At 63.4% G+C, this 24,697-nt stretch carries 22 protein-coding genes and 1 pseudogene; 3 read left to right on the top strand and 20 right to left on the bottom strand.

Annotated elements, in window-relative coordinates:
* Positions 1-617: 617 nt before the first annotated feature.
* From BMY98_RS12695 to BMY98_RS12635, 13 genes and pseudogenes are all read right to left on the bottom strand, one after another.
* Positions 618-1,616, bottom strand: a complete 999-nt coding sequence (locus BMY98_RS12695) for an alpha/beta hydrolase (protein WP_083398779.1) — start codon at positions 1,614-1,616, stop codon at positions 618-620.
* Positions 1,617-1,966: 350 nt separating this feature from the next.
* Positions 1,967-4,309 (bottom strand): type II secretion system secretin GspD, encoded by a 2,343-nt coding sequence (gspD, locus tag BMY98_RS12690; RefSeq protein ID WP_074889569.1) that lies wholly within the window; start codon positions 4,307-4,309, stop codon positions 1,967-1,969.
* Complete coding sequence (locus tag BMY98_RS12685) at positions 4,306-4,821, bottom strand: hypothetical protein (RefSeq protein ID WP_074889566.1); 516 nt, start codon at positions 4,819-4,821, stop codon at positions 4,306-4,308. Before BMY98_RS12685 ends, gspD begins: the two co-directional genes overlap by 4 nt.
* A gap of 134 nt (positions 4,822-4,955) precedes the next feature.
* Positions 4,956-5,546: pseudogene (gspM, locus tag BMY98_RS12680) on the bottom strand (type II secretion system protein GspM); the annotation flags it as partial.
* Positions 5,536-6,567: a PilN domain-containing protein gene (locus BMY98_RS12675; protein WP_074889563.1), complete on the bottom strand. Its 1,032-nt coding sequence runs from the start codon at positions 6,565-6,567 to the stop codon at positions 5,536-5,538. The gene BMY98_RS12675 and the pseudogene gspM, both read right to left, overlap by 11 nt.
* Entirely contained in the window at positions 6,564-7,292 is a 729-nt protein-coding gene (locus tag BMY98_RS12670; RefSeq protein ID WP_074889560.1) for a general secretion pathway protein GspK, read from the bottom strand. Before BMY98_RS12670 ends, BMY98_RS12675 begins: the two co-directional genes overlap by 4 nt.
* Positions 7,289-7,900: a prepilin-type N-terminal cleavage/methylation domain-containing protein gene (locus tag BMY98_RS12665; RefSeq protein ID WP_074889559.1), complete on the bottom strand. Its 612-nt coding sequence runs from the start codon at positions 7,898-7,900 to the stop codon at positions 7,289-7,291. Before BMY98_RS12665 ends, BMY98_RS12670 begins: the two co-directional genes overlap by 4 nt.
* Positions 7,897-8,232: a general secretion pathway protein GspI gene (locus BMY98_RS12660; protein ID WP_245760056.1), complete on the bottom strand. Its 336-nt coding sequence runs from the start codon at positions 8,230-8,232 to the stop codon at positions 7,897-7,899. The genes BMY98_RS12665 and BMY98_RS12660 overlap by 4 nt, the downstream gene beginning before the upstream one ends.
* Positions 8,233-8,261: 29 nt before the next feature.
* The gene (locus BMY98_RS12655) at positions 8,262-8,699 is read right to left on the bottom strand and encodes a GspH/FimT family pseudopilin (protein WP_074889555.1); all 438 of its coding nucleotides are present in this window, start codon (positions 8,697-8,699) and stop codon (positions 8,262-8,264) included.
* 1 nt (position 8,700) lies between these two features.
* The gene (gene gspG, locus BMY98_RS12650; RefSeq protein ID WP_065989019.1) at positions 8,701-9,126 is read right to left on the bottom strand and encodes a type II secretion system major pseudopilin GspG; all 426 of its coding nucleotides are present in this window, start codon (positions 9,124-9,126) and stop codon (positions 8,701-8,703) included.
* 10 nt (positions 9,127-9,136) lie between these two features.
* Positions 9,137-10,339, bottom strand: a complete 1,203-nt coding sequence (gene gspF / locus BMY98_RS12645; protein WP_074889552.1) for a type II secretion system inner membrane protein GspF — start codon at positions 10,337-10,339, stop codon at positions 9,137-9,139.
* A gap of 2 nt (positions 10,340-10,341) precedes the next feature.
* Positions 10,342-12,060 carry a type II secretion system ATPase GspE gene (gene gspE / locus BMY98_RS12640; protein WP_074889698.1) on the bottom strand — a complete coding sequence of 573 codons (1,719 nt, stop codon included), beginning with the start codon at positions 12,058-12,060 and terminating at the stop codon, positions 10,342-10,344.
* A 108-nt stretch (positions 12,061-12,168) separates the two neighbouring features.
* Complete coding sequence (locus BMY98_RS12635; RefSeq protein ID WP_074889548.1) at positions 12,169-12,396, bottom strand: hypothetical protein; 228 nt, start codon at positions 12,394-12,396, stop codon at positions 12,169-12,171.
* Positions 12,397-12,865: 469 nt separating this feature from the next.
* Here BMY98_RS12635 and BMY98_RS12630 point away from each other — a divergent pair, with 469 nt between their 5' ends.
* The gene (locus tag BMY98_RS12630) at positions 12,866-15,607 is read left to right on the top strand and encodes a beta-glucosidase (protein WP_074889545.1); all 2,742 of its coding nucleotides are present in this window, start codon (positions 12,866-12,868) and stop codon (positions 15,605-15,607) included.
* Between the two features lie 142 nt (positions 15,608-15,749).
* On the opposite strand, the gene BMY98_RS12625 is transcribed toward BMY98_RS12630, so the two are convergent.
* Positions 15,750-16,376: a TetR/AcrR family transcriptional regulator gene (locus BMY98_RS12625; protein ID WP_074889543.1), complete on the bottom strand. Its 627-nt coding sequence runs from the start codon at positions 16,374-16,376 to the stop codon at positions 15,750-15,752.
* A 288-nt stretch (positions 16,377-16,664) separates the two neighbouring features.
* Here BMY98_RS12625 and BMY98_RS12620 point away from each other — a divergent pair, with 288 nt between their 5' ends.
* Positions 16,665-16,886, top strand: a complete 222-nt coding sequence (locus tag BMY98_RS12620) for a hypothetical protein (protein ID WP_074889541.1) — start codon at positions 16,665-16,667, stop codon at positions 16,884-16,886.
* Between the two features lie 73 nt (positions 16,887-16,959).
* Here the strand turns inward: BMY98_RS12620 and BMY98_RS12615 are convergent, their stop codons facing one another.
* The 6 genes from BMY98_RS12615 to BMY98_RS12580 form a co-directional block, all read right to left on the bottom strand.
* Positions 16,960-17,100, bottom strand: a complete 141-nt coding sequence (locus BMY98_RS12615; RefSeq protein WP_074889538.1) for a DUF2256 domain-containing protein — start codon at positions 17,098-17,100, stop codon at positions 16,960-16,962.
* Positions 17,097-18,635: a cryptochrome/photolyase family protein gene (locus BMY98_RS12610; RefSeq protein ID WP_074889537.1), complete on the bottom strand. Its 1,539-nt coding sequence runs from the start codon at positions 18,633-18,635 to the stop codon at positions 17,097-17,099. The genes BMY98_RS12615 and BMY98_RS12610 overlap by 4 nt, the downstream gene beginning before the upstream one ends.
* Before the next feature lie 145 nt (positions 18,636-18,780).
* A complete protein-coding gene (locus BMY98_RS12605; RefSeq protein WP_074889533.1) occupies positions 18,781-19,086 on the bottom strand; it encodes a protealysin inhibitor emfourin in 306 nt (101 codons plus the stop codon).
* A gap of 51 nt (positions 19,087-19,137) precedes the next feature.
* On the bottom strand, positions 19,138-20,202 hold the full coding sequence (locus BMY98_RS12600) for a M4 family metallopeptidase (protein ID WP_074889530.1): 1,065 nt from the start codon (positions 20,200-20,202) through the stop codon (positions 19,138-19,140).
* A gap of 1,076 nt (positions 20,203-21,278) precedes the next feature.
* On the bottom strand, positions 21,279-22,025 hold the full coding sequence (locus BMY98_RS12585) for a response regulator transcription factor (protein WP_074889520.1): 747 nt from the start codon (positions 22,023-22,025) through the stop codon (positions 21,279-21,281).
* Complete coding sequence (locus BMY98_RS12580; RefSeq protein WP_074889518.1) at positions 22,010-23,308, bottom strand: GAF domain-containing sensor histidine kinase; 1,299 nt, start codon at positions 23,306-23,308, stop codon at positions 22,010-22,012. The genes BMY98_RS12585 and BMY98_RS12580 overlap by 16 nt, the downstream gene beginning before the upstream one ends.
* A gap of 278 nt (positions 23,309-23,586) precedes the next feature.
* Here BMY98_RS12580 and BMY98_RS12575 point away from each other — a divergent pair, with 278 nt between their 5' ends.
* Positions 23,587-24,627, top strand: coding sequence for an ABC transporter substrate-binding protein (locus BMY98_RS12575; RefSeq protein WP_074889514.1), 1,041 nt, complete (start codon positions 23,587-23,589; stop codon positions 24,625-24,627).
* Positions 24,628-24,697: the final 70 nt, after the last annotated feature.

Here is a 24,697-nt window from a genome sequence, read left to right as displayed (position 1 = left end):
GGGGCGGCATCCCCACGCGGAGCGTGGGGACGATCATTAGGCGGTGTTGCTGCTGACGCCTTCCCGGCTGAAGCCGGTCCCACAGGTCCGCGTCACGGCCAGATTTTACTGAATGCACGCGATGCTCTTAGTGGGACCGGCTTCAGCCGGGAAGAGGCCGGTGCATACACCATGATCGTTCCCACGCTCCGCGTGGTAATGCATCCGCCGACGCTCCGCGTCAAGGCGATGGACGCGGAGCGTCCGGGGCGGCATCCCCACGCGGAGCGTGGGGACGATCATTAGGCGGTGTGGCTGCTGACGCCTTCCCGGCTGACGCCTTCCCGGCCGACGCCTTCCCGGCTAAAGCCGGTCCCACATGGACGCGTCACGGCCAGATTCCACTGGATTCACGCGATGCTTTTAGTGGGACCGGCTTCAGCCGGGAAGAGGCCAGTGCATACACCGTGATCGTTCCCACGCTCCGCGTGGTAATGCATCCGGCGACGCTCCGCGTCAAGGCGGTGGGCGCGGAGCGTCCGGGGCAGCATCCCCACGCGGAGCGTGGGGACGATCATTAGGCGGTATGGCTGCCGGCGCCTTCCCGGCTAAAGCCGGTCCCACTAAAACCCACGCGGTCAATCCGCCGCAGATTGAATGCGCTGACGAACCCAGGCGCGGCTGTGCTCCAGCACGCGGTCCGCCATCATGGTGGGGAAATGGATGAAGCCATGGGGCGCTTCCGGCAACAGATGCACTTCGACACCGGCGGTTTTCGCCCAGCGATCGGCCAGTTGCAGGGTGTCGTCCCGCAGCGGGTCCAGTTCACCGACCCACATCAACGCGGGCGGGAAGCCTGTGAAATCGCCATACAGCGGCGACAGCGGCGGCGCCTGACGCTGCGCTTCGCTGATGTCCGGCGTCAGCATGCGCAGGGCGTCGACCATCCCGGGGCCGTCCAGCATCAGGGTGTCGGGGCCTGCCGTGCGCACGCTCGGCGTGCCGGTCAGGTCGTAAACGCCGTAATAGAGCAGGGCGCCGCACACCCGCTTGAACAGCTCGGGCCAGGCCTTGAGCTGCAACAGCGTCGCCCCGGCAAGATGCCCGCCGGCGGATTCGCCGACGACGATCACCGGCAGCCCGGCGAATTCCGGGCAACCGTCACCCAGCAACCATCGCGCCGCGATCAGGCAATCCTCCATCAGCCCTTCCACCGGCGTAGAACCAGCGAGCCGGTAATCGACCGAAACCACCGCCACATCGCAGGCCCTCACCATGGCCATGTTGAGGTCGTCGTTCATCTGCGCGTTGCCGATCACCCAGCCGCCGCCATGAATGTCCAGCACCACGCCTTTGGCCTTGCCCCTGGGCCGGATGATCCGCACCGGCACCCGATGACCGTCGACATGTGCCGTGGTGGTTTCAGCGTGCAGGCCATGGCGGGCCAGCTTGGCCGCGCCGTTGAGCTGACCGACGCGCAGCAGCGACTGAATCAAAAGGGGCGTGAAGCGATTGCGGATACGAAACCGCGGCAGCCAGCCCAGCTTCTTGCTGAACCGTCGCGCCTGCGCCAGTTCGTCGTCGTGAAAATGCAAACCGTGGTTGCTGTCCAATTGCGTGCGCTCTCTCGGGCTCATACCCGCCAGTCATGGGTACTGACTTGGTCTTCGCCCAAGGCCGAGAGTTTCACGCCCGTGACCACAACAGGTTGACGCCCGCCACGCACCTGTAGGAGCGCGCTTGCCCGCGAAGGCGGTGTGTCAGGCAATCGAGTCGTCGCAGGCACGATGCTTTCGCGGGCCAGCGCGCTCCTGCAATGACCCCGGTAACACACACACAATCTGATCGTGCCCACGCTCTGCGTGGGCATGCATCCCGAGACGCTCCGCGTCGCCTTGCCCGCAATTCTATTACCGAGTGAGGAGGGAACGCGGAGCGTCCGGGGCGGCATTCCCACGCGGAGCGCGGGAACGATCAAACAGCCGACTTAACGGTTACTCATCGGCGGCGTCGGCTTGATCAACTGCAACTGCTGGCGATAGTCATCGGTCACTTGCCGCGCCTGGCTGTTGCTGGTGATGACCCGTGGGGTGATCAGCACGACCAGTTCGGTGCGTTTCTTGCTCTTGACGGTGTTGCCGAACAGCCAGCGCAAGCCCGGGATGCTGCCCAGATACGGCACGGCGGACACGGTGTCGGCGTTGTCCTGTTTGATCAGGCCGCCCAGCAACACCGTCTGGCCACTTTGCACCGCCACCTGGGTTGAGACGGAACGCGTCGAGATCCGCGGGTTGCCGTTGGCGTCTGTGGCGTTGTCGTTGGCGTCACTGACCTGCTGCTGAATGTCCATGTACACCAGACCGCCCGGATTGATGCGCGGTGTGACGTCGAGGATGACCCCGGTCTGCACGTATTCAACGCTGCTCAGGGTGGCGGTGGTGGCCGAAGTGTTGACCGTGGTCTGGCTGATCGGGATGTTGTCGCCGACCTGAATCTGCGCCTGCTGGTTGTTCATCACCACCAGCGACGGCGCCGACAGCACCTGCGTGCGGCCGCTGGTTTCCAGGGCGTGAAGGGCGACCTGCAGGTTGTTGCTGACAAACGAATAAAACAGCGACTCGGCACCAAGGCTTGCGCCGCCACCGCCCAGGGCGCCCTGACTGCCAGGGGTGTTCGCCACGGTAGTGCTGGTGGAATTACCGGCCAGCCGGCCGAGGTACCACTGCACGCCGAGGTCCAGCTCGCCGGTCAGATTCACTTCCAGAATTCGCGTCTCGATCTGCACCTGCATCGGCGCGTTATCCAGTCGCTTGATGGCCGACTCGATCTCCGCCCACTGGGCCGGCCGCGTGCGGATCAGCAGTTGGTTACTGCTCTGCTGCGCGGTGATGCGCGTGCTGTCGTCCAGACGCTTGCTGGCCCCCGAGCCACTCGAGGCGGCGTCCGAACTGTCGCTCTGTCCGCTGCTGTCGGCGCTGTCCTCGGAGGTTTCGCCGTCCTGATCCTCTTCACCTTGGGTGCCATTCTGCAAACCGCCATTGGCGCCACCCATGCCCGAGCCCAGGCCGCCGCCCATGCCCCCGCCCATCCCGGAGCTGCCGTTCAGGCCCTGACCGCTGCCGCTCAAGCCGCCGCTGCTGCCGGTGCCACTGCCGTTCAGCGATGACAGCGAACGCGTGCGCAGGCCCGGCGCGACCTTGGCCGCGCTGTCATCCTTGATCTGGCCGTTGCCGTAGATCTGCCGCAGGTATTTGGCCAGGTCCGAGGCTTTCATGTTGCGCACGTCGTAGACGTACATCTGCGGTTCGTTGCCGCCGCCTTCGTCGATGGTGTGAATCCAGTCACCGACTTCGCTCAGGTAACGGGGCTGCGAGGAAATCGCCACCACCGAATTGGTCCGCTCGATGGGCAGAAACTTGACCATGCCGGCCAACGGCATGCCGCTGTCCGGGCCGAACATCTTCTGCAGCTCGGGCATCAGCTCGCTGACGCTGGCGCGCTGCAGGCCATACACGGCGATAGACATGCCCTTGAGCCAGTCGACGTCGAAGGTGTCGATGGTGTCCTGGTAGTTGGCCAGTTCATCCGGCGTACCGGCGAGGCTCAACACGTTGCGCGCCGGATCGACCAGCAAGAATGCGTTGTCACGGGCAAAAGGCTTGAGCAGCTTCTGCATCTCGGTGGCCGAGATAAAGTGCAGCGGGAACAGTCGCGCCGACAACCCGGTGGACGGTCGCGCAACCGGCATTTCCGGCACCAGCTTGCCAGCGACGGCCTGGTTGGCCGGGAGGATCACGTAGCGGTCGCCCTGGCGGATCATCGCGTTGTCGGTCCACGACAGCAGCGTCTCGAGAATCGACAGCGCCTGCTGCTTGTTCACCGGTTGCGAGGTGGAGAAGCTGACGTCGCCTTTCACACCTTGATTGATGCTGTAGTTCTCGTGCAGCAAATCGCCGAGAACGGTGTTGATCACCGCTTCGATGGGCTGGTTGGCGAAGTTGAACGTGATGTCACCCGCCGCTGCCGACGCGCCTTTCCCCCCCGCGCCGGTCTGGGCCGGGCCCGCACCGCGCACAAACGTCTGGTTGCCACGAATGATCTGCTGGCGCGCCGGAGCAGGCCGGGCGCCGGGGTTGTTCGGGCTCGGCGTTTCGACCGGATCGCTGACCGGGCCTCGCTGCGAGCCGGTGCCATTGAGTGCTTCCTGCATCAGGGCCGGATCGTTTTCGAAACGTTCCGGGGTGGACGCGCATCCGGCCAGGGCCACGGCGGTGGCCAGGCACAACAAGGGGCTGCGCAGACGGGAAAACTCAGGGGTGAGACTGTTCATGGTGTGGGTACGTTTGGAAGAGTAATAGGGGGGACTTTCGACGGCGGCGGAAGGCGCAGCAGGGGCAGGCGCAGTTCGCGGGTCTGGCCCTGATGGCTGAAAGTGGCGTTTTGCGGCGTGACCGAATCCAGGGTCCAGCCATTGTCCAGCGTGCTGCCGACGGCCAGCTTGAGACGGCGCTTCTGTGGCAGTTGCAGGAGCACCCAGCGCGAAGCGCCGTCGATGATCACGGCGCTCAGGCTGATGCCATCCAGGGACGAGGCCTGGGATTTGCCGGTGACCAGATCAGGCTTGCGGTCGGGGCTGAACATCGACTGCTGCCAGGTCAGCGTGAGCGCTTGAGCCGGTAGGGAGGGCAATGCCGCAGGCCCTGCGGTGGGTGGGGTTTCACGGGCTTCGCCGGCCGGCAACCAGTCGATCTCCTGACCGGCGCCCATGCTCAGGCTGACGGCAACGGCGGCGAGGGCGACCGTGACAGCGCCGAGCGCGAGGGTAAGGGAGTCGAACTTCATGCGTCAGGCTCCTCGGACGGTGTCAGTGGTTGGGGTTGATCATCCAGATCGGCTTGCTCAGCGGGATCAGGCTGCTGCCGGGATTCGGTCTCGGGCCCGGCGGCGGGGGCTTTGGACGGCTGCGCCTTGTGCGGCGTGGCCTGTTGCAAATAACCGCGTAACAGCAGATGCACTTGCAGGCGTCCGGCGCCACCGCTGGCAGGCGCCGAGGTGGCGCGGCGAATGCTCAGGTTGTCGACAAACAGGAACGGCTGGCCGTATTCCAGCTCGTGCAGCAAACCCACCAGCGGCTCCATGGCGCAGTCCAGAGTCAGGCTGACCTTGACCTGCCGATACGGCTCGGCACTGTCGCGCTCGGGGGTGATCGGCATGCGCTGGGTGACCTGGCAACCAGGGCCCTGATCGGCGTGGGCCTTGACCAGATCGAGACTGCGCTGCATCAGGTCCGCGGCCACCGCGCTCGGGTCTTCGCCGGGCAACAGGCTGCTGCGGCTCGACGGGTCGCGGCGGGCGGCCTGCAACTGCTGCTCAAGGCTGTCGCGCTGAGCGAGCGCACCGGCATAGCGTTGTTCCTGTTGGCGTAACGTGTCTGCCTGTTCCTGCAGGTCACTCAACGGGTCGAGAAACCAGCTTTGCACCAGCAGCCACCACGCCGCCCACAGCACCAGGGCCAGGGCGATGAGCGCGGCGCCGCGACGTTCACGCGGGGTCAGTTCACGGCGCATCGGCAGTCTCCTTGCGCAACTGGGCGCGCAGGGAAAAGCGCTCTTTGCCGGTCTGCGCATCGGGCTGAATGATCCCCTGGAACTGCGCGTCGGTGAGGCTGCGGCAGTCTTTCATGCGGCTGATGAGGGCGCTGGCCTTGGCGCTCTGGCCGGTGATCGAGACACTGCCGCCGTCAGCGATTTCCAGCTGCTCGACCCAAGTGTCAGCGCCCAGGCAGCCGGTGAGGTCGGCGAGCACACTGGAAGTGGTCGGCTGCGCGGCCTTTTGCTGGGCCAGATAGCGCGCGGCGCCTTGGGTATTGATCAATTCGCGGCGCAGGTTCTGCACGGCTTGCACCTGGCTGCGTTGCTCGTCGACGTGCTGTTGCATCGCTTCGACCTGGGCCGTGCGTGCGTCCAGCCAGAGCACCATGCAGGTCAGCAGCAAGGCGCCGCAGACCACGGCGAGGAAACGCGGCAAGCGTGCGGAACCTGCAACGGCCGGCTTCAGCTCGGCCGGCAGCAGATCGACATTCAGCCGGTCGCCTTTCCCGCTGCGCGCATCCACGGCATACAACGACAGGCCGCGTTCTTTGCAAGTGTCGATGATCGGCTGCAAACGCTCGCGCAGCACCGCCACCAGCAGCACCTGCGCGAGGGTTTTACCCTTGGCGGTGACGCGCGCGACGTAATGCATCTGCTCGCGGGGGTAAGGCGTGTACTTGTCCAGTTCGAAACCGACCACGCTGTGCAGATCGCGCAGCGCTGCCAGCGGCAGTTGCAGCGGCTGGGCCAGCACCATGCCGGCGGGGAGCATCAGGATCAGCCGCTCGCCGGTCTCGTGTGCAATGTGCTCGGGCAGCGGCCAGTCGATCAGCCGCTCGCGCACCTGGGGCATCAGCCGTGCGCGGACGCCGGCGGGCAGCAGCGCCTGCAACTCGTCCAGCCAGGCCTGCCACAGATGCTGCGCCGGGCTGTCGCGCCACTGGCTGCGAACCCGGGCCTGCAAGGGCGCCAGCTGCTGTAAAAGTGATTGCTTCATTCTTGCCAACGCAGAACGCGATACGGTCGCGCTCCCTCCTTCGATGGGTTCAATAACAACGTGACGTTGAGCGTCGTGGTGTAACCGCCGGGCAATGTCGCCTGGCTTCGAATATTGATGACCGGTCCTGCGTCTTCGGTCGCGGGGCCCGCTTGCGGCAGACCCAGCGCTTGCCGCAGCCAGGGCGACGCCATGCGCGGATCGGGCGCGGCCAGGCCGCTCCATAACGTCACGTGCGGGCTGGCGCACTGATACAGCGGCTGGCCGATGCCCGGCAGCTCGCGCACTTCCTCGACCATCCGCAGCGGTGCCCGACCACCGCCGCGACGCTGCTCCAGGCCCTGGGCCACTTGCCGCGCCAGGTCCGGATTCGCACCGCACGCCACCAGCAGGCGGGCGAAGGATTCGGCTGGCGCTGCGTTAAGGTCGAGCTTTCCGGTCTCGCTGCCCAGACTCACCGCCAGGGCGGCCTGATCGAAGCGCAACCCGTGGGGCTGACCGTCGGCTTTCCAGTGGCGTACCGGGTCGCGGTCCAGCTGCGCCAGCACCGCCATGCCGATCCCGGCTTCCGCTGCGAGTACACCTTGGGTGTGCTGGCGTTGCCACAGCGCCTGGCGGTTCTGCAAATGCACCCAGCCGAGCAAACCGGCCAGCAGGGTACTCAGCAGCGCCAGCACCCACAACACCAGCAGCAATGCCACGCCTGTTTGCCGACGGCCGTTCATAACGTGTGTGCCTCGCCGGACAGGTCCAGGCGCAGATTGATGCTCTGTAACGGCCAGGGCACAGGACCGGCCAGTTGCGCGTCGATGCGCACGCTGATCGGCAGGCGTCCTGGCCAGGGCCAGTGGTCCAGCCACGCCGTGGATTCACCGGTGGGCGACACGCCGCGATAACTCAGTTGCAGCGAGCGCACGTCATGCAACAGCACCTGGGGCTCTTCGGCCGGTAACAACGTCTGACCGCGCAGGCGCTCCAGGCTGACCTGTAAACGCTGACCGGCTGCCAGCGTCACGCTGTGCCGGTACAAACCGCCGCCCAATGTGGCGGGCAGCGGCGCATAAAAGCTCATGGCCTGGGCGTCGCCCTCGAACACCGGTGCCTGGCCGGGCTCGGATCCTCCGGCCGCCAGTGGCAGCGACTGGCCGATGGCGTTGCGCAAGAAATTCTGTGTCGAACGTATTTCATCGAGCCGCGTGCTGTAACGCTCGGCCTTGGCCATGGCGCGGTTGGCCCCGGTGATGGCCGCGCCAACCATGGTCAGCAGCACGCCGAGCAGGCTCAATACGACCAACACTTCGAGCAGGGTAAAACCCCGAGCGCGGCGCTTCATTGCCCGGCTCCAGAACCGGCGCTGCGCACTTGCAGGGTGCTGTAACGGGCGCGGCGGGCGCCGTCGCTGACCTCAAGGTCCAGCCGCCAGGCGGTCGCCGGCGCATTACCGCGGGGCAGCGCGCTGACCTCCATCTGCCAGGTCACGCCGCTCCATTTGCCTTCGGTCCGACCCGGCTGCAAGCGACCGGCGCTGGCTTCATCCATCAACGAGCGCGCGGCCAGGCTCAGCCGATCACTGCGCTGGGCCTGCTGCAAGGCCCGCGCGCTCTGCCCGAACGCCACCACCAGCACGCTGCTGCACACCGCCAGCACCGCCAGGGCAGCGAGCATTTCCAGCAATGTAAAACCGCGCTGATGCGTCAATTGAGCGTGCGCAACTGAACGTTGCCGGTCAGCCAGTTGATGTCCACGCGCCAGTGTTTGTCGCCCCGGGCCAGCAGCAGGTGGCCGCCGCTGGAACCGCCGTCCGGGTAGAACTCGAACGCCGGGCCCAGGCCGTCGGCGGTCTGCAATTGCACGCGCATATCGGTGGGCAGTTGCACCGGCTTGAGGTGGGGGCCCTGAAGGCGCCCGTTGCGCAGGTCAAAGCGCGTCTGCGCCGGTTGCCCGCTGACGATCGCCTGCACCCGCGCCGCGCGCAGGGACTGCACCACTTCGCTCAACGCGCGACGTTCACTGGCCGCGTGCAAACCCCGACCCACGCCAAAGCTTACCAGGCCGACACTGATGCCGATCAGAACGATCACCACCAGCAATTCGAACAGGGTGAAGCCGCGGGCGCGGGGCAGGGCGTGCATATTATTCCCAGTTGCCGATGTCGGCCTTGTAGCCGTCACCGCCAGGCTGACCGTCCTGACCGAAGAAGATCAGGTCGAAGCTGCCGTGCTCGCCCGGGTAGCGGTAGCCGAACGCATGGCCGAACGGGTCTTTCAGGTCCGAAGGCTTGGCGTACGGGCCGGCCCAGCCGGTGGCGTTGGCCGGCTTGGTCACCAGTTGCTGCAGATTGGCCGGCGGCGTGCCGACGTCCAGGCCGTAGCTTTCGACTTTCATGCCGAGGCTGGCGAGTTGCGCCTTGCCTGCGCCGTATTTGCCCTTGTCGACGTTGCCGCCGACCTGACGCACGACGATGGTGGCGACGATGCCCAGCAGCACGATGACCGCGAGCATTTCCAGCAGGGTGAAACCGCCCTGGCGACGGCCTTGGGCAGCGTTGAATCGGGACATGTGTATTTCCTCAAATGTTACTGGTAAGGCTCATCAGCGGCAGCATGATGGCGAGCATGATCACCGCCACCATCACTGCCATGACAACGGTCAGGCTCGGCACCAGCGCGGCGAGCAGACGGTCGATGCCGCGCTTGGCCTCGACGTCGAACACGTCGGCGACTTTGAGCAGCATGCCGTCGAGATTGCCGGCCTGCTCGCCGACTTCAATCATCTGCAGGGCCAGTTCCGGCAGCAGCGGTTGTTCGCCGAACGCCTGGGCCAGCGTGCCGCCACCCTTGACCCACTCGGTGGCTTGCTCGACCTGGGCGCGCAGGGCGTAGTTGCCGCAGACCTGACGGACGATGGTCATCGCCTGTAACAGCGCGACGCCGTTGCTCAGCAGTGTGCCGAGGGTTCGCGCCAGACGCGCGGCTTCGATCCGCTGCAACAGCGGGCCGATGACTTTGATAAACAGCAGGCGTCGGTCATGCCGCTGGCGCCGCTGAGGATCGCGGCGCAACACGGCAACGGTCCAGATCAGGCCGATGATCGCTCCGAGCAATAGCAATCCGTAAGCGCTGAGGAATTCCCCCAGCCACAGAATCGCCTGGGTGATGAACGGGATCGGCACGCCCAGATCACGAAAGATCGGCACGAACTGTGGCACCACGTAGGCCAGCAGCAGGGCCAGCGAGCCGAGCACGCCGACCACCAGAAAGATCGGGTAGATCAGCGCATTGATGACTTCGCCGCGCAGCATCTGGCTGCGTTCCAGGTACTCGCTGAGTTGACGCAGGGTGTTTTCCAGGGAGCCGCCGGCTTCACCCGCGCGGACCATGCTGATGTACAGGCTGGAAAACTGGCCGTGTTCTTCTTCCAGCGCCTGGCTCAAGGGTTTACCGGCCTTGACCTGTTCGCGAATCCGTTCGAGCAACGCCTGGCGCTTGGGCTCGTGGGTTTGCTTGAGCAGGATGGTCAGGGCGCGTTCCAGCGGCTGGCCGGCACCGAGCAGGGTCGCCAGTTGCTGGGTGAAACTCACCAGCGCCGCGCCGTTCATTGCACCCCGGCGCATGGCTGCGCGCAGGCCGCTGTTGGCGCTGGCCTCAAGACTGAGCAGCAGCAGACCGCGCTTGTGCAGCACGGCTGTCGCCGCGTTCTGATCGGCGGCTTCGAGGGTGCCCTGTTGGGCGACGCCGTCGGCATCCAGTGCGCGGTATTTGAAATGAGCCATGGTCAGTCGCCACGCGTAACGCGCAGCACCTCTTCAAGGGACGTCACACCGGCCACGGCCTGGCGCAGGCCCTCTTCATATAAGGTGCGCAGGCCACCACGGCGGGCGGCCTGTTCCAGCGTCGAGGCATCGGCCTGACGCATCAGCAGGCCGCGCAGCTCTTCGTTCATCACCAGCAATTCGGTGATCGCGCTGCGGCCGTGGTAACCGCCGCCGGGCAATTCGCTGGCCGGACGATAAAGCATGATGGGACGCTGATCGGTGAAGCGGTCCAGGCCGTGCTCGGCGACCAGTTCCGGCGGTGCTTCGAAGGCGATGCGCGTGAGCGGATCGAGCCTGCGCACCAGCCGCTGGGCCAGAATGCCTTTCACGGTAGAGGCGATGAGATAGCTTTCGACGCCCATGTCCAGCAGCCGGGTGATACTCGCGGCGGCACTGTTGGTGTGCAGCGTGGAAAGCACAAGGTGCCCGGTCAGCGAGGACTGAATGGCGATGCGGCAGGTTTCCAGGTCACGCATCTCGCCGATCATGATCACGTCCGGGTCTTGCCGGACGATGGAGCGCAGGGCGCCGGCGAAGTCCAGGCCAATGGACGGCTTGACCTGAATCTGGTTGATGCCCTCAAGCTGATACTCGACCGGGTCTTCCACGGTAATGATCTTGCGCTCGGCCGTATTAAGGCGTGACAGCGCGGTGTACAGCGTGGTGGTTTTGCCGGAACCGGTGGGGCCGGTCACCAACAGAATGCCGTGGGGGTTTTCCAGCACGTCGAGGAAGTTCTGCAGGCGTTCGCCGTCCATGCCCAGGCTGGGGAAGTCGAAGCTGACGGTCTGCCGATCCAGCAGTCGCATCACCACCGACTCACCAAAGCTGGTAGGCACCGTGCTCACCCGCAGGTCCAGCTCTTTGCCCTGGATGCGCAACATGATGCGGCCGTCCTGGGGCAGACGACGCTCGGCGATGTCCAGCCGCGCCATGATCTTCAATCGCGAAATAATGGCGGCTGAAGAGCTGGAGGGCGGTGCTTCGGCTTCGTGGAGCACGCCGTCGATGCGATAGCGCACTTTCAGCTGGCTTTCAAAGGGCTCTATATGAATGTCCGACGCGCGTTGCTCGACAGCGCGCTGCAGGATCAGGTTGACCAGCCGGATGACCGGCGCCTCGGAGGCGAGGTCCTTTAGATGCTCGATGTCTTCTTCAGCGCCGCCGTGCTCATCGAGGGTCTCGATCAGCGAGCCCATGGCTGAGCGGCCCTGGCCGTAATAACGCTCGATCAGCCCGTCGACCTCACTGCCGGCACCGACCGACACGTACACCGGCGCCTGGCAGGCGTAGGCCACGGCGTCCAGCCCGTAGGCATTGCCCGGGTTGGCGGCCAATACATGCACGCCATCGGCATGGGCGCCGATGGGCAACAGGCGATAGTGCCGCAGGAAGCGTTCGCTCAACTCCGGCAAAGGCTCGCCCGACAGCGTCACGTTCTCCGCCAGCAGCAACGGCGCCTGCAGCGTCGAAGCCCATGCCTTGGCCAGGTCCAGTTCCGAGACCAGCCCCAGGCGAGTCAGCAATTCAGTCAGCGAACTGCCTTCGGATTCCTGAGCCAGTCGCTGCGCCCGTTCCAGATCACCTGTCTTGAGCCCGGCATTTGCCAACAGCCAGGCACACAGCGCTTCGGCCGAGTGCGCGGTGAGCTGTTGGCTATCTATAGGGGACGGATGAATGGACACAGCACCGGTTCAAATAAGAGAGGCCTCTGACGAGACCTCTGGGGTGTGAAAAAATATTGCGTATAACAGTATGCTGCTTAACCGCGACTGAACGACAGTGCGTTAGTTTGTCGCAGATGAAGTTTTAGCAGTCGGACGGCCACGCTTGTTTTCATCAGCCTGATTCTGCTTAGTGGCTTTCTTAACCGCTTTTGCATCTTGGGTCTGGGTCATGACGGTAGAATCTGCTGCGCCGGAAACAGTTTCCTGAGTATCGGAATCAGCGGCCATTGTTGCAGTTGCAAACGACAGGGTCAGTGCGGCGATAGCGCCCAGTACTGGCAATTTCATGTGATGTTTCTCCAATGTTTGTCATATGTTTGAAATGATCGCAACGCTGGGCTTCAGCGCAGGTTCGCCGTCTTTCTTAGAGCTAAGCCCCAGTATTTTCGGGGGTTCTGGCGGCGATCCGTGAAAATTGCTAAACCTACAGACCTGTAGGTTTAGCAAGAGTTCAGGGGATGTATCAAAAAATGTCGAGTTTGTTAAAGATTGATTTTTTTGTTTGACATCACTTGAAAACAATTGCCTTAATTTAAAGGTCTCGGGCAATGCTCGTGCAGTTCGGTGGCCCATCGCCATTAACGTTAGTTACAGAAGATTATATCGCCCACACTTTTCGTGTTGTTGTTACGCCCCTTTCCGCTTGCCGATGTTCTTTCGAGAAACTTTGGTAAAAGCTGAGTAGTGCCTGAAATAAAGGCCTGCGGCGTGTCAACTGCGACAAAAGAGCGCGGGCGATACTTGGAGAGCGTCACCTATGCAAAAACGTAAATCTTTCGGTGCCCACTCGGCACTGGCTCTGTTGAGCCTGGCCATCTGCCACGCCAACGCAGCAGACACCACGACCCAAGAGCAACTGGCGGCCAAGGAACTGCGCGCTGACAAAGCAGCAGAAAAAACCCTGGCGAAGATGACTCAGGAAGAAAAGCTGGCCTACATCGGCGGCATCGGCGGCTGGGACGTCAAACCGCTCAGCCAGTACGGCGTGCCACAGATCCACGGCGCTGACGGCGGCGCAGGCATCCGTTACACCAGCGAAGGCAACGATCCGGGCGTGGTCTATCCGTCCGGCCCGAACCTGGCAGCCACCTTCAACCCGCGCCGCGCCATCGATTTCGGTCGCGCCCTCGGTTACGACACTGCCAGCGGCGGCTACCAGTTCGTCACCGGCCCAGGCATGAACCTGTACCGCATGCCGTGGAGCGGCCGTGCGTTCGAATACCTCTCCGGTGAAGATCCGTTCCTGGGCGCCAGCCTTGGCCCTGCGGTCATCAACGGTATCCAGCAGCGTCGCGTCTGGGCCGAAGCCAAGCACTACGCCGGTAACGACCAGGAAACCAACCGCTTCATCCTCAATCAGGTCATGCCTGAGCGCGTCCTGCGCGAGATGACTCTGCCGCCGTTCGAATCTGCTACCAAGAACAGCGCCGTAGCGATGATGATGTGCTCGTTCCAGAAAGTGAACGGTGAATACGCTTGCGAGAACAAGCACCTGATCGCCGACATCCTGAAGAAGGAGTGGGGCTTCAAGGGTCTGGTGCAGAGCGACTACAACGCCGTCGTCCACGGTCTGCCAGCGGCACAAGCCGGCACCGACCTGGACATGATGGGCGGCCAGATGAACAGCCGCGTGCTCAAGCCTTACCTGGACAGCGGCGAGCTGGACATGGCGACCATCGACGACAAGGTCCGCCGCATCCTGAAGAACATCTACCTGTACCAGTTCGACAAGTTTGCACCGCTGACCACGCACAACATGAACAGCGCCACCAGCAACAAGGTCGCTCTGAACATCGCTCGCGAAGGCATCGTGCTGCTGAAAAACCAGGGCGACGTGCTGCCACTGGACAAGAACAAGGTCAAGCGCATCGCCGTCGTTGGCGACCTGGCCAAGTACGCGCCGCCGACCGGTTTCGGCAGTGCTCACGTTGACGCTACCCGTTACATCAGCGAACTGAGCGGCCTGCGCCAGATCGCCCCGGGCGCCAAGGTCGAGTTCCTCGACACCCTGTCCCTCGACCCGACAGCAATGCACTGGACCACCACCGACAGCAAAGGCAACAGCGTCGCTGGCATGAAGACCGAGTACTTCAACAACGCCACCTGGTCCGGCGATCCATCGGCCACCCAGATCGACACCTATGTCAATCTGGACTGGTCCACCGACACCGTGCCGAGCAATGGCGACACCGCCAACACCTCGATTCGCTGGAGCGGTCAGGTCACCCCGACCATCAGCGGCGACCAAGTCTTCAAAGTCCGTGCCGACGGCGCTGTGCGTCTGTGGGTCAACGGCGAGAAGGTCATCGACAACGGCGACGGTGAGAACATCACCAACAAGAGCATTCCGCCGACCATCCCTGTTTCCGGCAAGATCAAGCTGGAAGCTGGCAAGGCTTACGACGTGAAGCTTGAGTACTCGCGCCGTGACGGTTACCTGTCGACCATGGGCGGCCTGGTGGGCGTGCAGATGTCGACCGCTTCGCTGACCGCACCTTCTGACCTGTCGCAATACGACGCGGTCGTGGTTGCCGTGGGTAACAGCGCTGAATACGAAGGTGAAGGTTTCGACCACAGCTTCGATCTGCCTGAGTACCAGAACGAGCTGATCCAGAACATCGCCAAGGCCAACCCGAACACCGTGGTGACCATGCACGGCGGTACCGCGCTGAAAATGAGCGACTGGATCGACCAGGTTCCGGCTGCGCTGCACGCGTTCTACCCGGGTCAGAACGGTGGTCAGGCCCTGGCCGAGATCCTGTTCGGCAAGGTCAACCCGTCGGGCAAGCTGCCGATCAGTATCGAGCGCAACATCGAAGACAATCCGCTGTACAAGGATTTCCCGAACTTCGATAACACCCGCACCAAGGTCAAGGAAATCAGCTACGCCAACGACCTGACCATGCTCGGCTACCGTGGCTACGACAAGACCAACACCAAACCGCTGTTCGCGTTCGGTCACGGCCTGTCGTACACCCAGTTCACCTACAACAACATCTCGGTCACTCCGGGCGTTGCAGTGGGCAACACGCCGATCAAGGTCTCGTTCGACCTGACCAACAGCGGCAAGCGTGCCGGTTCCGAAGTCGCCGAGCTGTACGTCGGCCAGCAGAACCCGACCGTCGAGCGCGCCGTCAAAGAGCTGAAAGGCTACAAGAAGGTCTTCCTGCAGCCGGGCGAAACCCGTCACGTCACCATCGAACTCAACGACCGTTCGCTGGCGTACTTCGACGAGGCGAGCAAGCAGTGGGTGATCGATGCCGACACCTTCAACATCAGCCTGGGCGCGGCCTCGGACGACATCCGTCTGAATGCCAAGCTGGTCAACTCGTTCCGTCAGGAACTGTCGACCACCACCAGCAACCCGCTGCCACGTTCGGCGCTGAACTCGGTCAAAGTGACCCTGCCAGCGGTGAAGACCGGCGGTGTGCTTGATCAGAGCGAAGACACCGACGCAGCCAATGGCAACACGGACTACGACGGCAACACCGAGTACTGATTGATCGCAACGGGAGAGGGCTGAGCAGCAGGCTGGCGTCGGGAGCTGATCCCGGCGCTGGCCAAGCCCGGAACCCGAGTGACACTCTGAGCTTGAGTGACAGAGAATGAGGCGATCCGGCCAGCCCGGATCGCCTCATTTTTTATGCGCGGATATCGCGCTCGACCTGCGCCATGTAACTGTCGAACCGCTCCACCAGATCCACTGTCTCCGGGAACCGCAGCCACTGCAGCTGCAGCCCGTCCATCATCGCCAGTATCTGGTGAATGAGCGCGTCCAGATCCAGATCCCCACGCACTTCGCCGGTGGCCACCAGATGGTCGAGCCGTGCCCGCATGCGCCCGTGAATCGTCAGGTAGCGGGACTGAAACCACTCCCATCCCGGATGACTGTCCACCAGGCTTTCGGCGTTCAGCATGCTGAACGCGCGAATCACGCCGGGCGCCGTCGCGTTGGAACGATTGATCTGCCGCAGGCCGCTGACGAAGCCCTGCAGTGTCGGCTCGCTGTGCAAGCTGCTGATCACCTTGTGATTGACCTCGTCGCGGCGCGCGAGCACACCCATCAGCAGGGCGACCTTGTTCGGAAAGTGGTGCAGCACGCCCGCCACCGAGATGCCGACGAGGTCGGCGATGCGGGCAATGGAGGAACCGCTGTAGCCCTCCAGCGAAAACAATTGCAGCGCGGCGTCGAGCAGTTCCTCGCGGCGCTTCTCACCCTTGGGTGCACGACGGGTGCGGGGGAGTGTGTCTGACGTATTTCCTGTCATCGGGTTTACCTGGCGTCTCCATGATTTGCAGGTGTCTGGGCGTTTCGGCCGGCCTGGCGCAGGGCTGCATTGCGAAGACGCAACGGAGTGCGGGGGGCGGCAACTCGTCGCGGGTGCTGAAACGGCACGCCCTGTTTAAGGGCGCAACGGGGTTTTGGCAAGTAAAAACTGATATTCAGGACTGCCGGCAGGCGGTGCCACCGTTCGGATGAGCCCTGTCCAGAAACTGGGAACTCCCGCCGTGCCTGTCTCTCCCTTGAAGTAACTGCCATACAAGGAGAATCCACTATGAACGAACGTGCCAATCCAGGAATCGCCTATCTGATCGAATGCGCCGAGGAGACGAAGATTGAATCGCGGCTGTTTGCCATCTATGAAGCGCTGGCTGAAGCGGGCGGGATCATTCCCCAGGAATTTTTGATCAAAGTGGCACGCGAGACCACCGCAGGCCCCAAGCTGCAGTTATTGATCAGGCTGATCGGCAGAGCCAGTCGCGCTCAGGTTTATTGACCCTGACCGGTCAGGCGACCTGCGCCTCTGCGATAATTTGACGGCAGGGCCCCATATCTGACGGCGGGGCCTGTTACGGCTCGGAGCGCTTGCCCCTCCGGCAACGCTCCGAGCAGTAACGCACCTCATCCCAGCAGCGCGCCCATTTTTTCCGCCAGGTAAACGGCAGGCCGCACACCACGCAGGTTTTCACCGGCAGCTCGCTCTTTTTCAAATCGCCTCCCCGGCGTCGAGTTTGCCCAGCAGCGACTCGCCCCTTTGCCACAGCGCGTCCTGTTTGGCCTCGGTCATCCGGTCGAGGTTCTTGTAGACCATGCCCATCCGTTGATTGGCCCGCAGCAGGTTGCTGTGGCGCATCACGAAATGCCAGTACAGCGCGTTAAACGGGCAGGCGTCCTCCGTCGTGCTTTCCTTGACCTTGTAGGCGCAGCTGCCGCAGTAGTCTGACATGCGCTTGATGTACTGACCGCTGGCGCAGTAAGGCTTGGAACCGAGGTAACCGCCGTCGGCGTGCATGACCATACCCAGAGTATTGGGCAACTCGACCCATTCGAAGGCGTCCATGTAGATCGCCAGGTACCACTCGCAAATCTCCTTGGGCGCGATGCCGGCCAGCAGGGCGAAATTGCCGGTGACCATCAGCCGCTGAATGTGATGGGCGTAGGCGTGCTCAAGGCTCTGGCCAATGGCCTGGCTCATGCAGTTCATTTTGGTCTGCCCGTTCCAGTAGAACGCCGGCAGCGCGCGCGTGTTGCCGAATGCGTTGCCTTCGGCGTATTCAGGCATCTTCAGCCAGTAGACGCCGCGCACATATTCCCGCCAGCCGATCAGTTGGCGGATGAAGCCCTCGGCGGCGTTCAGTGCGACGCCGCCCGACCAGTACGCCGACTCTACGTCGCTGCACAATTGGCGCAGGTCGAGCAAGCCGATGTTCAACGCGGCGCTGATGCGCGCGTGGAAGAGGTAGGGCTCGTCGATGGCCATGGCGTCCTGGTAGTCGCCGAAGGCCGCCAGTCCGTAATCGAGGAAGTACTGCCACAGGGCCTGGGCGTCGGCGTGGGTCACCGGGTAGTCGAAACCGTCCAGCGAGCCGTAATGGCCGGAGAAACGCTCACGCACCAGGTCCAGCACGTCGCGGGTGATGGCGTCCGGGGCGAAGCGCGCGGGGTAGGGTGCGGAGACCTTCTTGGGCAGCGCCTTGCGGTTTTCCGCGTCGAAGTTCCAGGCACCGCCCACCGGCGTGCCGTCGCTGTTGAGCAGCAGCCGTTGCTTGCGGCGCATTTCGCGGTAGAAAAACTCCATGCGCAGCTGAACCTTGCCGCTGGCCCACGTGGCGAACCCTTCGCGGGAGCAGAGAAAACGCGTGTCGCTGTGCCAGACCAGTGGCAGGCCGCATTCCCTGATCGAGTGCTCCAGACGCCAGTCACCGCACTCGGTGGCGTGGACTTCGTCGGCCTGTAACAACGCGTCCCATCGCTGCAACTCGGTGGGCACCGAGCCGGTGTTCAGCGGGTCGTCCAGCGTCACGTACTGGACGATGATGCCGCGCTCCTGCAGCGCTTGGGCGAAATGGCGCATGGCGCTGAAGATCAGGGCGATTTTCTGCGGGTGATGGGGGACATGGGTGGCTTCCTCCATCACCTCGACCATCAGCACGGCGTCGCGCCCGGGATCGAGTTCGGTGAGGGAGGCCAGGTCGAAGGACAACTGATCGCCGAGGACCAGGCACAGACGGCGGACGGGCATCATTGATCCGTATCCTGTGACGGCGAGGGTGTAGCGGTCTTGCGTCTGGATCGACAGAGCAAGGGCGAGAAAAGTTTGGGCACGGGAGTCCTGAAAGGCAGGGAGTGAGGCGCCGAGCAGGTGATTTGCCCGGCGCACGATCATGGGGCTAGCCGGACACGTGGCGCCTGACGCACTGCATCAGGCCCTGCAACGGGCCGGAATCAACCGGCGCGGGGACGCAGACGGTGCGCTCCCGATCGCCTTCGCTGATGGTCAGCGTGTAATGCTGCATGCCGCGCACTGCACGGGCCGGGCGCCTACCTTCCGGCAACGCGAAGAACTCGGACGCGTCAACCAGTTGCCGCAGCTCCTTCTGGTCGCCCTCCGGCAGGGCGTCCACTTCAATGGTGTTGGGCTTGTTCAACCCGGGGAAATAGGCGACCCCGCCGCTTTCGCTGAATGAGATTCGCATGTTCGTGGCTCCTCGCAGTGGCGCCTGGTCATAGCGGATGGTCATGGCGGATCACTGCGCGTTGATGCCCACGGCCGCCCAGCCTTCTTGTACCGCGATTTGGGCTTGCTCGCCTACACCGTACAGCCGGCCGGCCACGTCATGGGTGATCCGCGCAAACCTTACGAAGCCGGCATTGGGGCGCAGGCGCGAATCGCGCAGCGCGTCGTACCAGATGCGCCCGGCCTTTTCCCAGGCATGACCGCCGATCCGCGTCGCCACTTGGTAAAACGCATGGTTGGGGATGCCCGAGTTGATGTGCACGCCGCCGTTGTCGTCGTAGGTGTGGACGAAGTCGTCCATATGACCGGGTTGTGGGTCCTTGCCCAGCACTTTGTCGTCGAAGGCGGTGCCGGGGGCTTTCATCGAGCGCAAGGCGCTGCCGCTGATCTTGTCGGTGAACAGCCCTTCACCGATCAGCCAGCTGGCCTGCTCGGCGGTTTGTTTCAGGGCGTACTGTTTGATCAACGAGCCGAACACGTCAGACATCGATTCGTTCAGCGCGCCGGCCTGGTTGAAGTAGACGAGGCCGGCTTCGTCTTCGGTGACCCCATGGGCGAGTTCGTGGCCGATGACGTCGAGGGCGATGGTGAAGCGGTTGAACAGCGATTGATCGCCGTCGCCGAAGACCATCTGCGCGGAGTTCCAGAAGGCGTTGTTGTAGCCCTTGCCGAAGTGCACGGTGGCGTCGAGGGCCATGCCGGCATCGTCGATGGAGTTGCGGTCGAAGACGTCGAAGAAGAAATCGAAGGTGGCGCCGAGGCCGTCGTAGGCTTCGTCGACGGCCATATCACCGCTGACGGGCTGGCCTTCGCCGCGGACGAGGGTGCCGGGCAGGGTTTCGCCGCCGTCGGCGGTGTAGATCGAACGGCGTTTGCCGGTGAGTGGCGCGGCCGCCAGGTGCACAAGACGACGGTCGGGTTGCACGCTGAGGCGCAGGGAGCGAAAGGTGATGTCCTTGGCGCGGGTGCGTAGCGCCGCTTCGCGCTGGGCTTTGTTGCCGTTGCGCGCAATCTGGTCGAGCAGGTAGGGCGGGATGAGGCAAAGAATGGGGTTACGCGTGTGGTTCCTGCACATGGGCAATGCTCCTGAGTGACATCGTTCAGTTGAGCGACGCGTCGCGGTCTCGTTTTAATCGACAAGCGCGGATGGTGCGGCGTTCCCCGGTGGCGTATGAAGGTCAAGAGCGTCTGCCTGGGGGCAGACTGTTTCGCCTTCGGCGACTTACTTTTGAAAAGCACCAAAAGTAAGCAAAAGTGCCTGCTCCCGGTTTGGCCCTTCCTTCGTCAGGGTTCCTTCACTCCGGTCCCGCTCCGTGGGTCCGCCGCCATCCGCCATCCATGGCGGGGGGCGGCTCTCGCGGCATCCATGCCGCTCGGCCCACGGAGCGAGACCTGCGTTCAGCCTGCACCCAAGTCGCGATTGGCGGTGTCTGAGCTTTCTGCGTATGAGGATCAAGATCAAAAGCTTCCCGGCTGAAGCCGGCCCTACAGACCTATCGCGGCCACTGTAGGACTGGCTTTAGCCGGGAAGAGGCCGGTTTGATCAACACGCATTTTACAGACTGCACGCGGCTTTTTAGTGGGACCGGCTTCAGCCGGGAAGAGGCCAGCTCATGCGCCGACATGATCGTTCCCACGCTCCGCGTGGTAACGCAGCCCCGGACGCTCCGCGTCCCGAAGACGACGCGCATTGAGATCTGGGGAGGTGACGCGGAGCGTCACAGGATGCATCCCCACGCGGAGCGTGGGAACGATCACCAAAGCGCGTTTAGGTGGATCAAAAGCTTCCCGGCTAAAGCCGGTCCCACAGGGTATACGCGGTGCTTTTAGTGGGACCGGCTTCAGCCGGGAAGCCTTTGATCTGCTTTTGATCTTCGTACACAAAAAGCCCAGTCACTGCAAAACGCGACTTGGGTGCAGGCCGAACGCAGACGACGCGCAGTGGGCCGAGCGGCATGGATGCCGCGAGAGCGCCGTCAGGACATGGATGTCCGTTCGGCGCGGGCCCACGGAGCGTCGTCGGAGTGAGGGAACCCGACGAAGTCGGGCCCAACCGAGAGCAGGCACTTTTGCTTACTTTTGGTGCTTTTCAAAAGTTAAGTCGCCGAAGGCGAAACCCGAGGCCCTTAGGCCGACGCTCTTGATCTCCCCTCAGTCCCCTGCAAACCGATGCCGAACCGGATTTTTCAGCCACAGTTGCAGTTCGGCTTCGGCCTGTTCCAGCGCGGTGCGGTTGAGCAGGCGGCGGAGCAGGGCGACGTTGACGGCGCGGGCGCGGAGGTTGAAGGCGGTGCTGCGCTCGCCGGCCGCGTCCGGTTGATAGACGCCGAGCTTTTCGTACAGCTGCTGCAGCCGGTTTTGCACGCTGCGCAGCGACAGGTTGCGGCGGGTAGCGATGGTGCGGTCGGTGAGGCCGAGGGCGATGTCTTGCAGCACTTCGTATTCGCCATCACTCAGCCCGGACAACTGATCGTGGGCTTTGAGCTGCACGCCGCGAATCTCGCGGTCGATCACGCACTGCTGCTCGATGAACAAGCCCCGCAACGCCAGACGCAAACGCTCCTCCGAGGCGGTCTTGAGGATGTAACCGTAGGCGGCGCCCTGGGGCACGATACGCGCGATGCCGCGCACGTAGGCCTCGTCCGAGTAATTCGACCAGAACAGAATCGACGTGTCCGGCTGCTGCCGCCAAATCGTCTTGGCCGCTTCGACACCAGTGCGGCAGGGCATCTGCAGGTCCATCACCACCGCATCCACCGGGCTCTGGCTGAACATTTGCTCGCCAATCTGGCCGTCTTCAGCCTCCAGCAAGCGCGTGCATTCCGGCAGCGCCACTTCGATGACCTCGCGCAGGAACGCCCGATGCACCGGGTCGTCTTCAATCAGCAGGACTTGCATGGCGTCTCCGTTAAAAGCGCAGGCTCAAAAACAGCTGCCGCCTCATCAACCAGGGCGAGAGCAGCCAGCGGCAGGCACACCCTTACCCGCGTGCCTCGCGCGTGGGGGCCGCGCTCGATATACAACTGCGCCGCCATCAGTTGCGCGCGCACCTGCATGTTCTGAATGCCGCCGCTGTTGAACCCGTGGCCGACGTCCAGCCCAACGCCGTCGTCGTCAATCGTCAGTTGCAACAGGCCGCCCGTGTGACTGATGTGGATGACGATGCTGTCCGGCATCGCGTGCTTGATCGCGTTGTTCACCGCTTCCTGGACGATGCGGAACACCGCGACTTTGACCGACTCCGGCAAGCGATCACCCATGCCGTCGGTGTTGTCCTGCAGACGCGTTTCAATGCTCAGGCCGCTGTCGCGTACGCTGCGGCGCAACAGGTCTTCAACGCCTTCTTCAAAACCGAACAACTGCAGCACCGTCGGCTTGACCGCGTCAATGAGCTGCCGCAGCTCCTGCATGCTGTCCTTGAGGGAGCGGGCGATCCCGCGCAAATCCTCGCCCGGCACGCTGGGCAGGGTTTGCAACCGAGCGATGCGCCGGTGCAGGCGGGTCATGTCGGCGAGGGTCTGGTCATGCAGGTCCATGCCCACCCGCTGCCGCTCGCGCTCCAGCTCCTCGGTCAGGCGCAACGCGCCCTGGCGCAAGCCTTCCTCCCGCGCACGCACTTGCGCTTCGGCGATGGCCAGTTGTTTGGCCTGCTCCGTCTGCCGCAGGGCGTATACATAGGAGGCCAGCAAATCGGCGACGTGCTGGGTGTGACGCACATCGTCGAGCGTGTAGAAATGTTCGGTGTGTTTCGAGCAGCTTAGCGCGCCGATGATTTCGCCCCGCGCGCGCAAGGGCACGTGCAGGCGGCTGCGCAAGCGGGCGTCGAAAATCGGGTGGTTGATGGCGCCAGGGAAGGCGAAGCGTGCGTCGTTCATGGCGTCGTGGGTCAGCAGAAACGCCTGCTCGCCAAGCAGCACGGTGCGGATGGGGCTGGTGTGCACCGGCATCGGCTGGGCCACGTCGCCCCATAGCGTGTGCACGCCGCTTTCATAGGTGATGTGCTCGCGGCCGTCGAGGACAAACAGGCACACGTCAAGGTGATCGTGGGGCAGGATCGGGCTGATTTCCCGGGAGACGGCATCGATCATTGACTGGAAATCCAGCTGGCCGGCGAGGGCGCGGGAGATACCGAGAAAATGATGCAGCACGTCTTCGGCAAGGGTGTGCGGTCGCTGTGCCATGGGCTCCAACCTGTTTTTTATTTTTGGAATGGAACACTTTCAGGAACTGAACACGTTTTGAAACTGCACGGGATGCAGCCCGGTCATTATGGCCCCTGTGCGGTAAAAAGAACGCACGTTCCTGCAGGTCGCTTGCGGGATCCCGCATCAGGTCTGCACGATTGACCACTGACGCTCTGCACCGGCCAGTGCAGACTCGCCGCGTACTGTTCGTAATAAGGTGCGACCGACGCCGTCGGCCACCCTGCAGCCCCCATAAAAATAACAAGGGTTCAACTATGAAAAGTCGTCGTCATCCCCTACGCCGTTCGTTGCTCTGTGCCGCACTGGCCGTGGCGCCCCTGATGGCTCTGCCCGTCGCTTCCCACGCCGATACAGCCGACAAGAAGATCGCGCTCTCCAACAATTACGCCGGCAACTCCTGGCGCCAACTGATGCTCGCCAGCTGGCAGCAGACCACCGACAAAGCCGTCAAGGATGGCCTGATCGCGTCGGCCGACAGCTTCACCACCGCGGAAAACCAGGCCACCGAGCAGGCCGCGCAAATCCAGAACCTGATCCTTCAGGGCTATGACGCCATTGTTATCAATGCCTCGTCGCCGACGGCGCTCAACGGCGCGGTGAAACAGGCCTGCGACGCCGGCATCATCGTCGTGTCCTTCGACGGCACCGTCTCCGAACCCTGCGCGTACCGCATCTCCATGGACTTCAAGCAGACCGGCATCGAGCAGATGGACTACCTGGCCGGGCGCTTCCCTCAGGGTGCCAATGTGCTGGAAGTGCGCGGGCTGGCCGGCGTGTCGGTGGACGAGCGCATTCACTCGGGCATCACTGCCGGTGCGCTGAAACACCCGAACCTGAAAGTGGTCGGCGAAGTGAACGGCAACTGGTCACCGACCGTGGCGCAGAAAGCCGTGTCCGGCGTGCTGCCCAGCCTGCCTAAAGTCGACGCCGTGGTGACCCAGGGCGGCGAAGGCGTGGGCATTGCCCAGGCCTTTGTGGCGGCCGGCCGTCCACTGCCGTCGATCATCTTCGGCAACCGCGAAGAAGAGCTGAGCTGGTGGAAGAAGCAAAGCGACACCCAGGGCTATCAGAGCTTCTCGATCAGCAGCGGACCGAGCATTTCCAGCCTGGCGTTCTATGTCGCGCAGCAGTTGCTCGACGGCAAAAAAATGCCCCATGACCTGCTGTCGCCTGCGGTCACCGTCACTCAGCAGACCCTCGACGCCAGCCTGAAGGACCTGCCTAAAGGCGGGATCGTCAGCGAAACCTACAGCGTCGACGACGTCGCCAGGCTCAAGCCCGCCGCTTCCCTGTGAGCTTCTCCCTGTGAGCCTGTCCATGTAAGCAAAGCAGGCCGCGCAGCCTGCGGCCCGCCAAGGAATTCTG

Source organism: Pseudomonas graminis (assembly GCF_900111735.1).
Taxonomy (GTDB): domain Bacteria; phylum Pseudomonadota; class Gammaproteobacteria; order Pseudomonadales; family Pseudomonadaceae; genus Aquipseudomonas; species Aquipseudomonas graminis.
The sequence above is the reverse complement of the archived record's forward strand: the minus strand, read 5'-3'. Positions and strand labels throughout refer to the sequence as shown.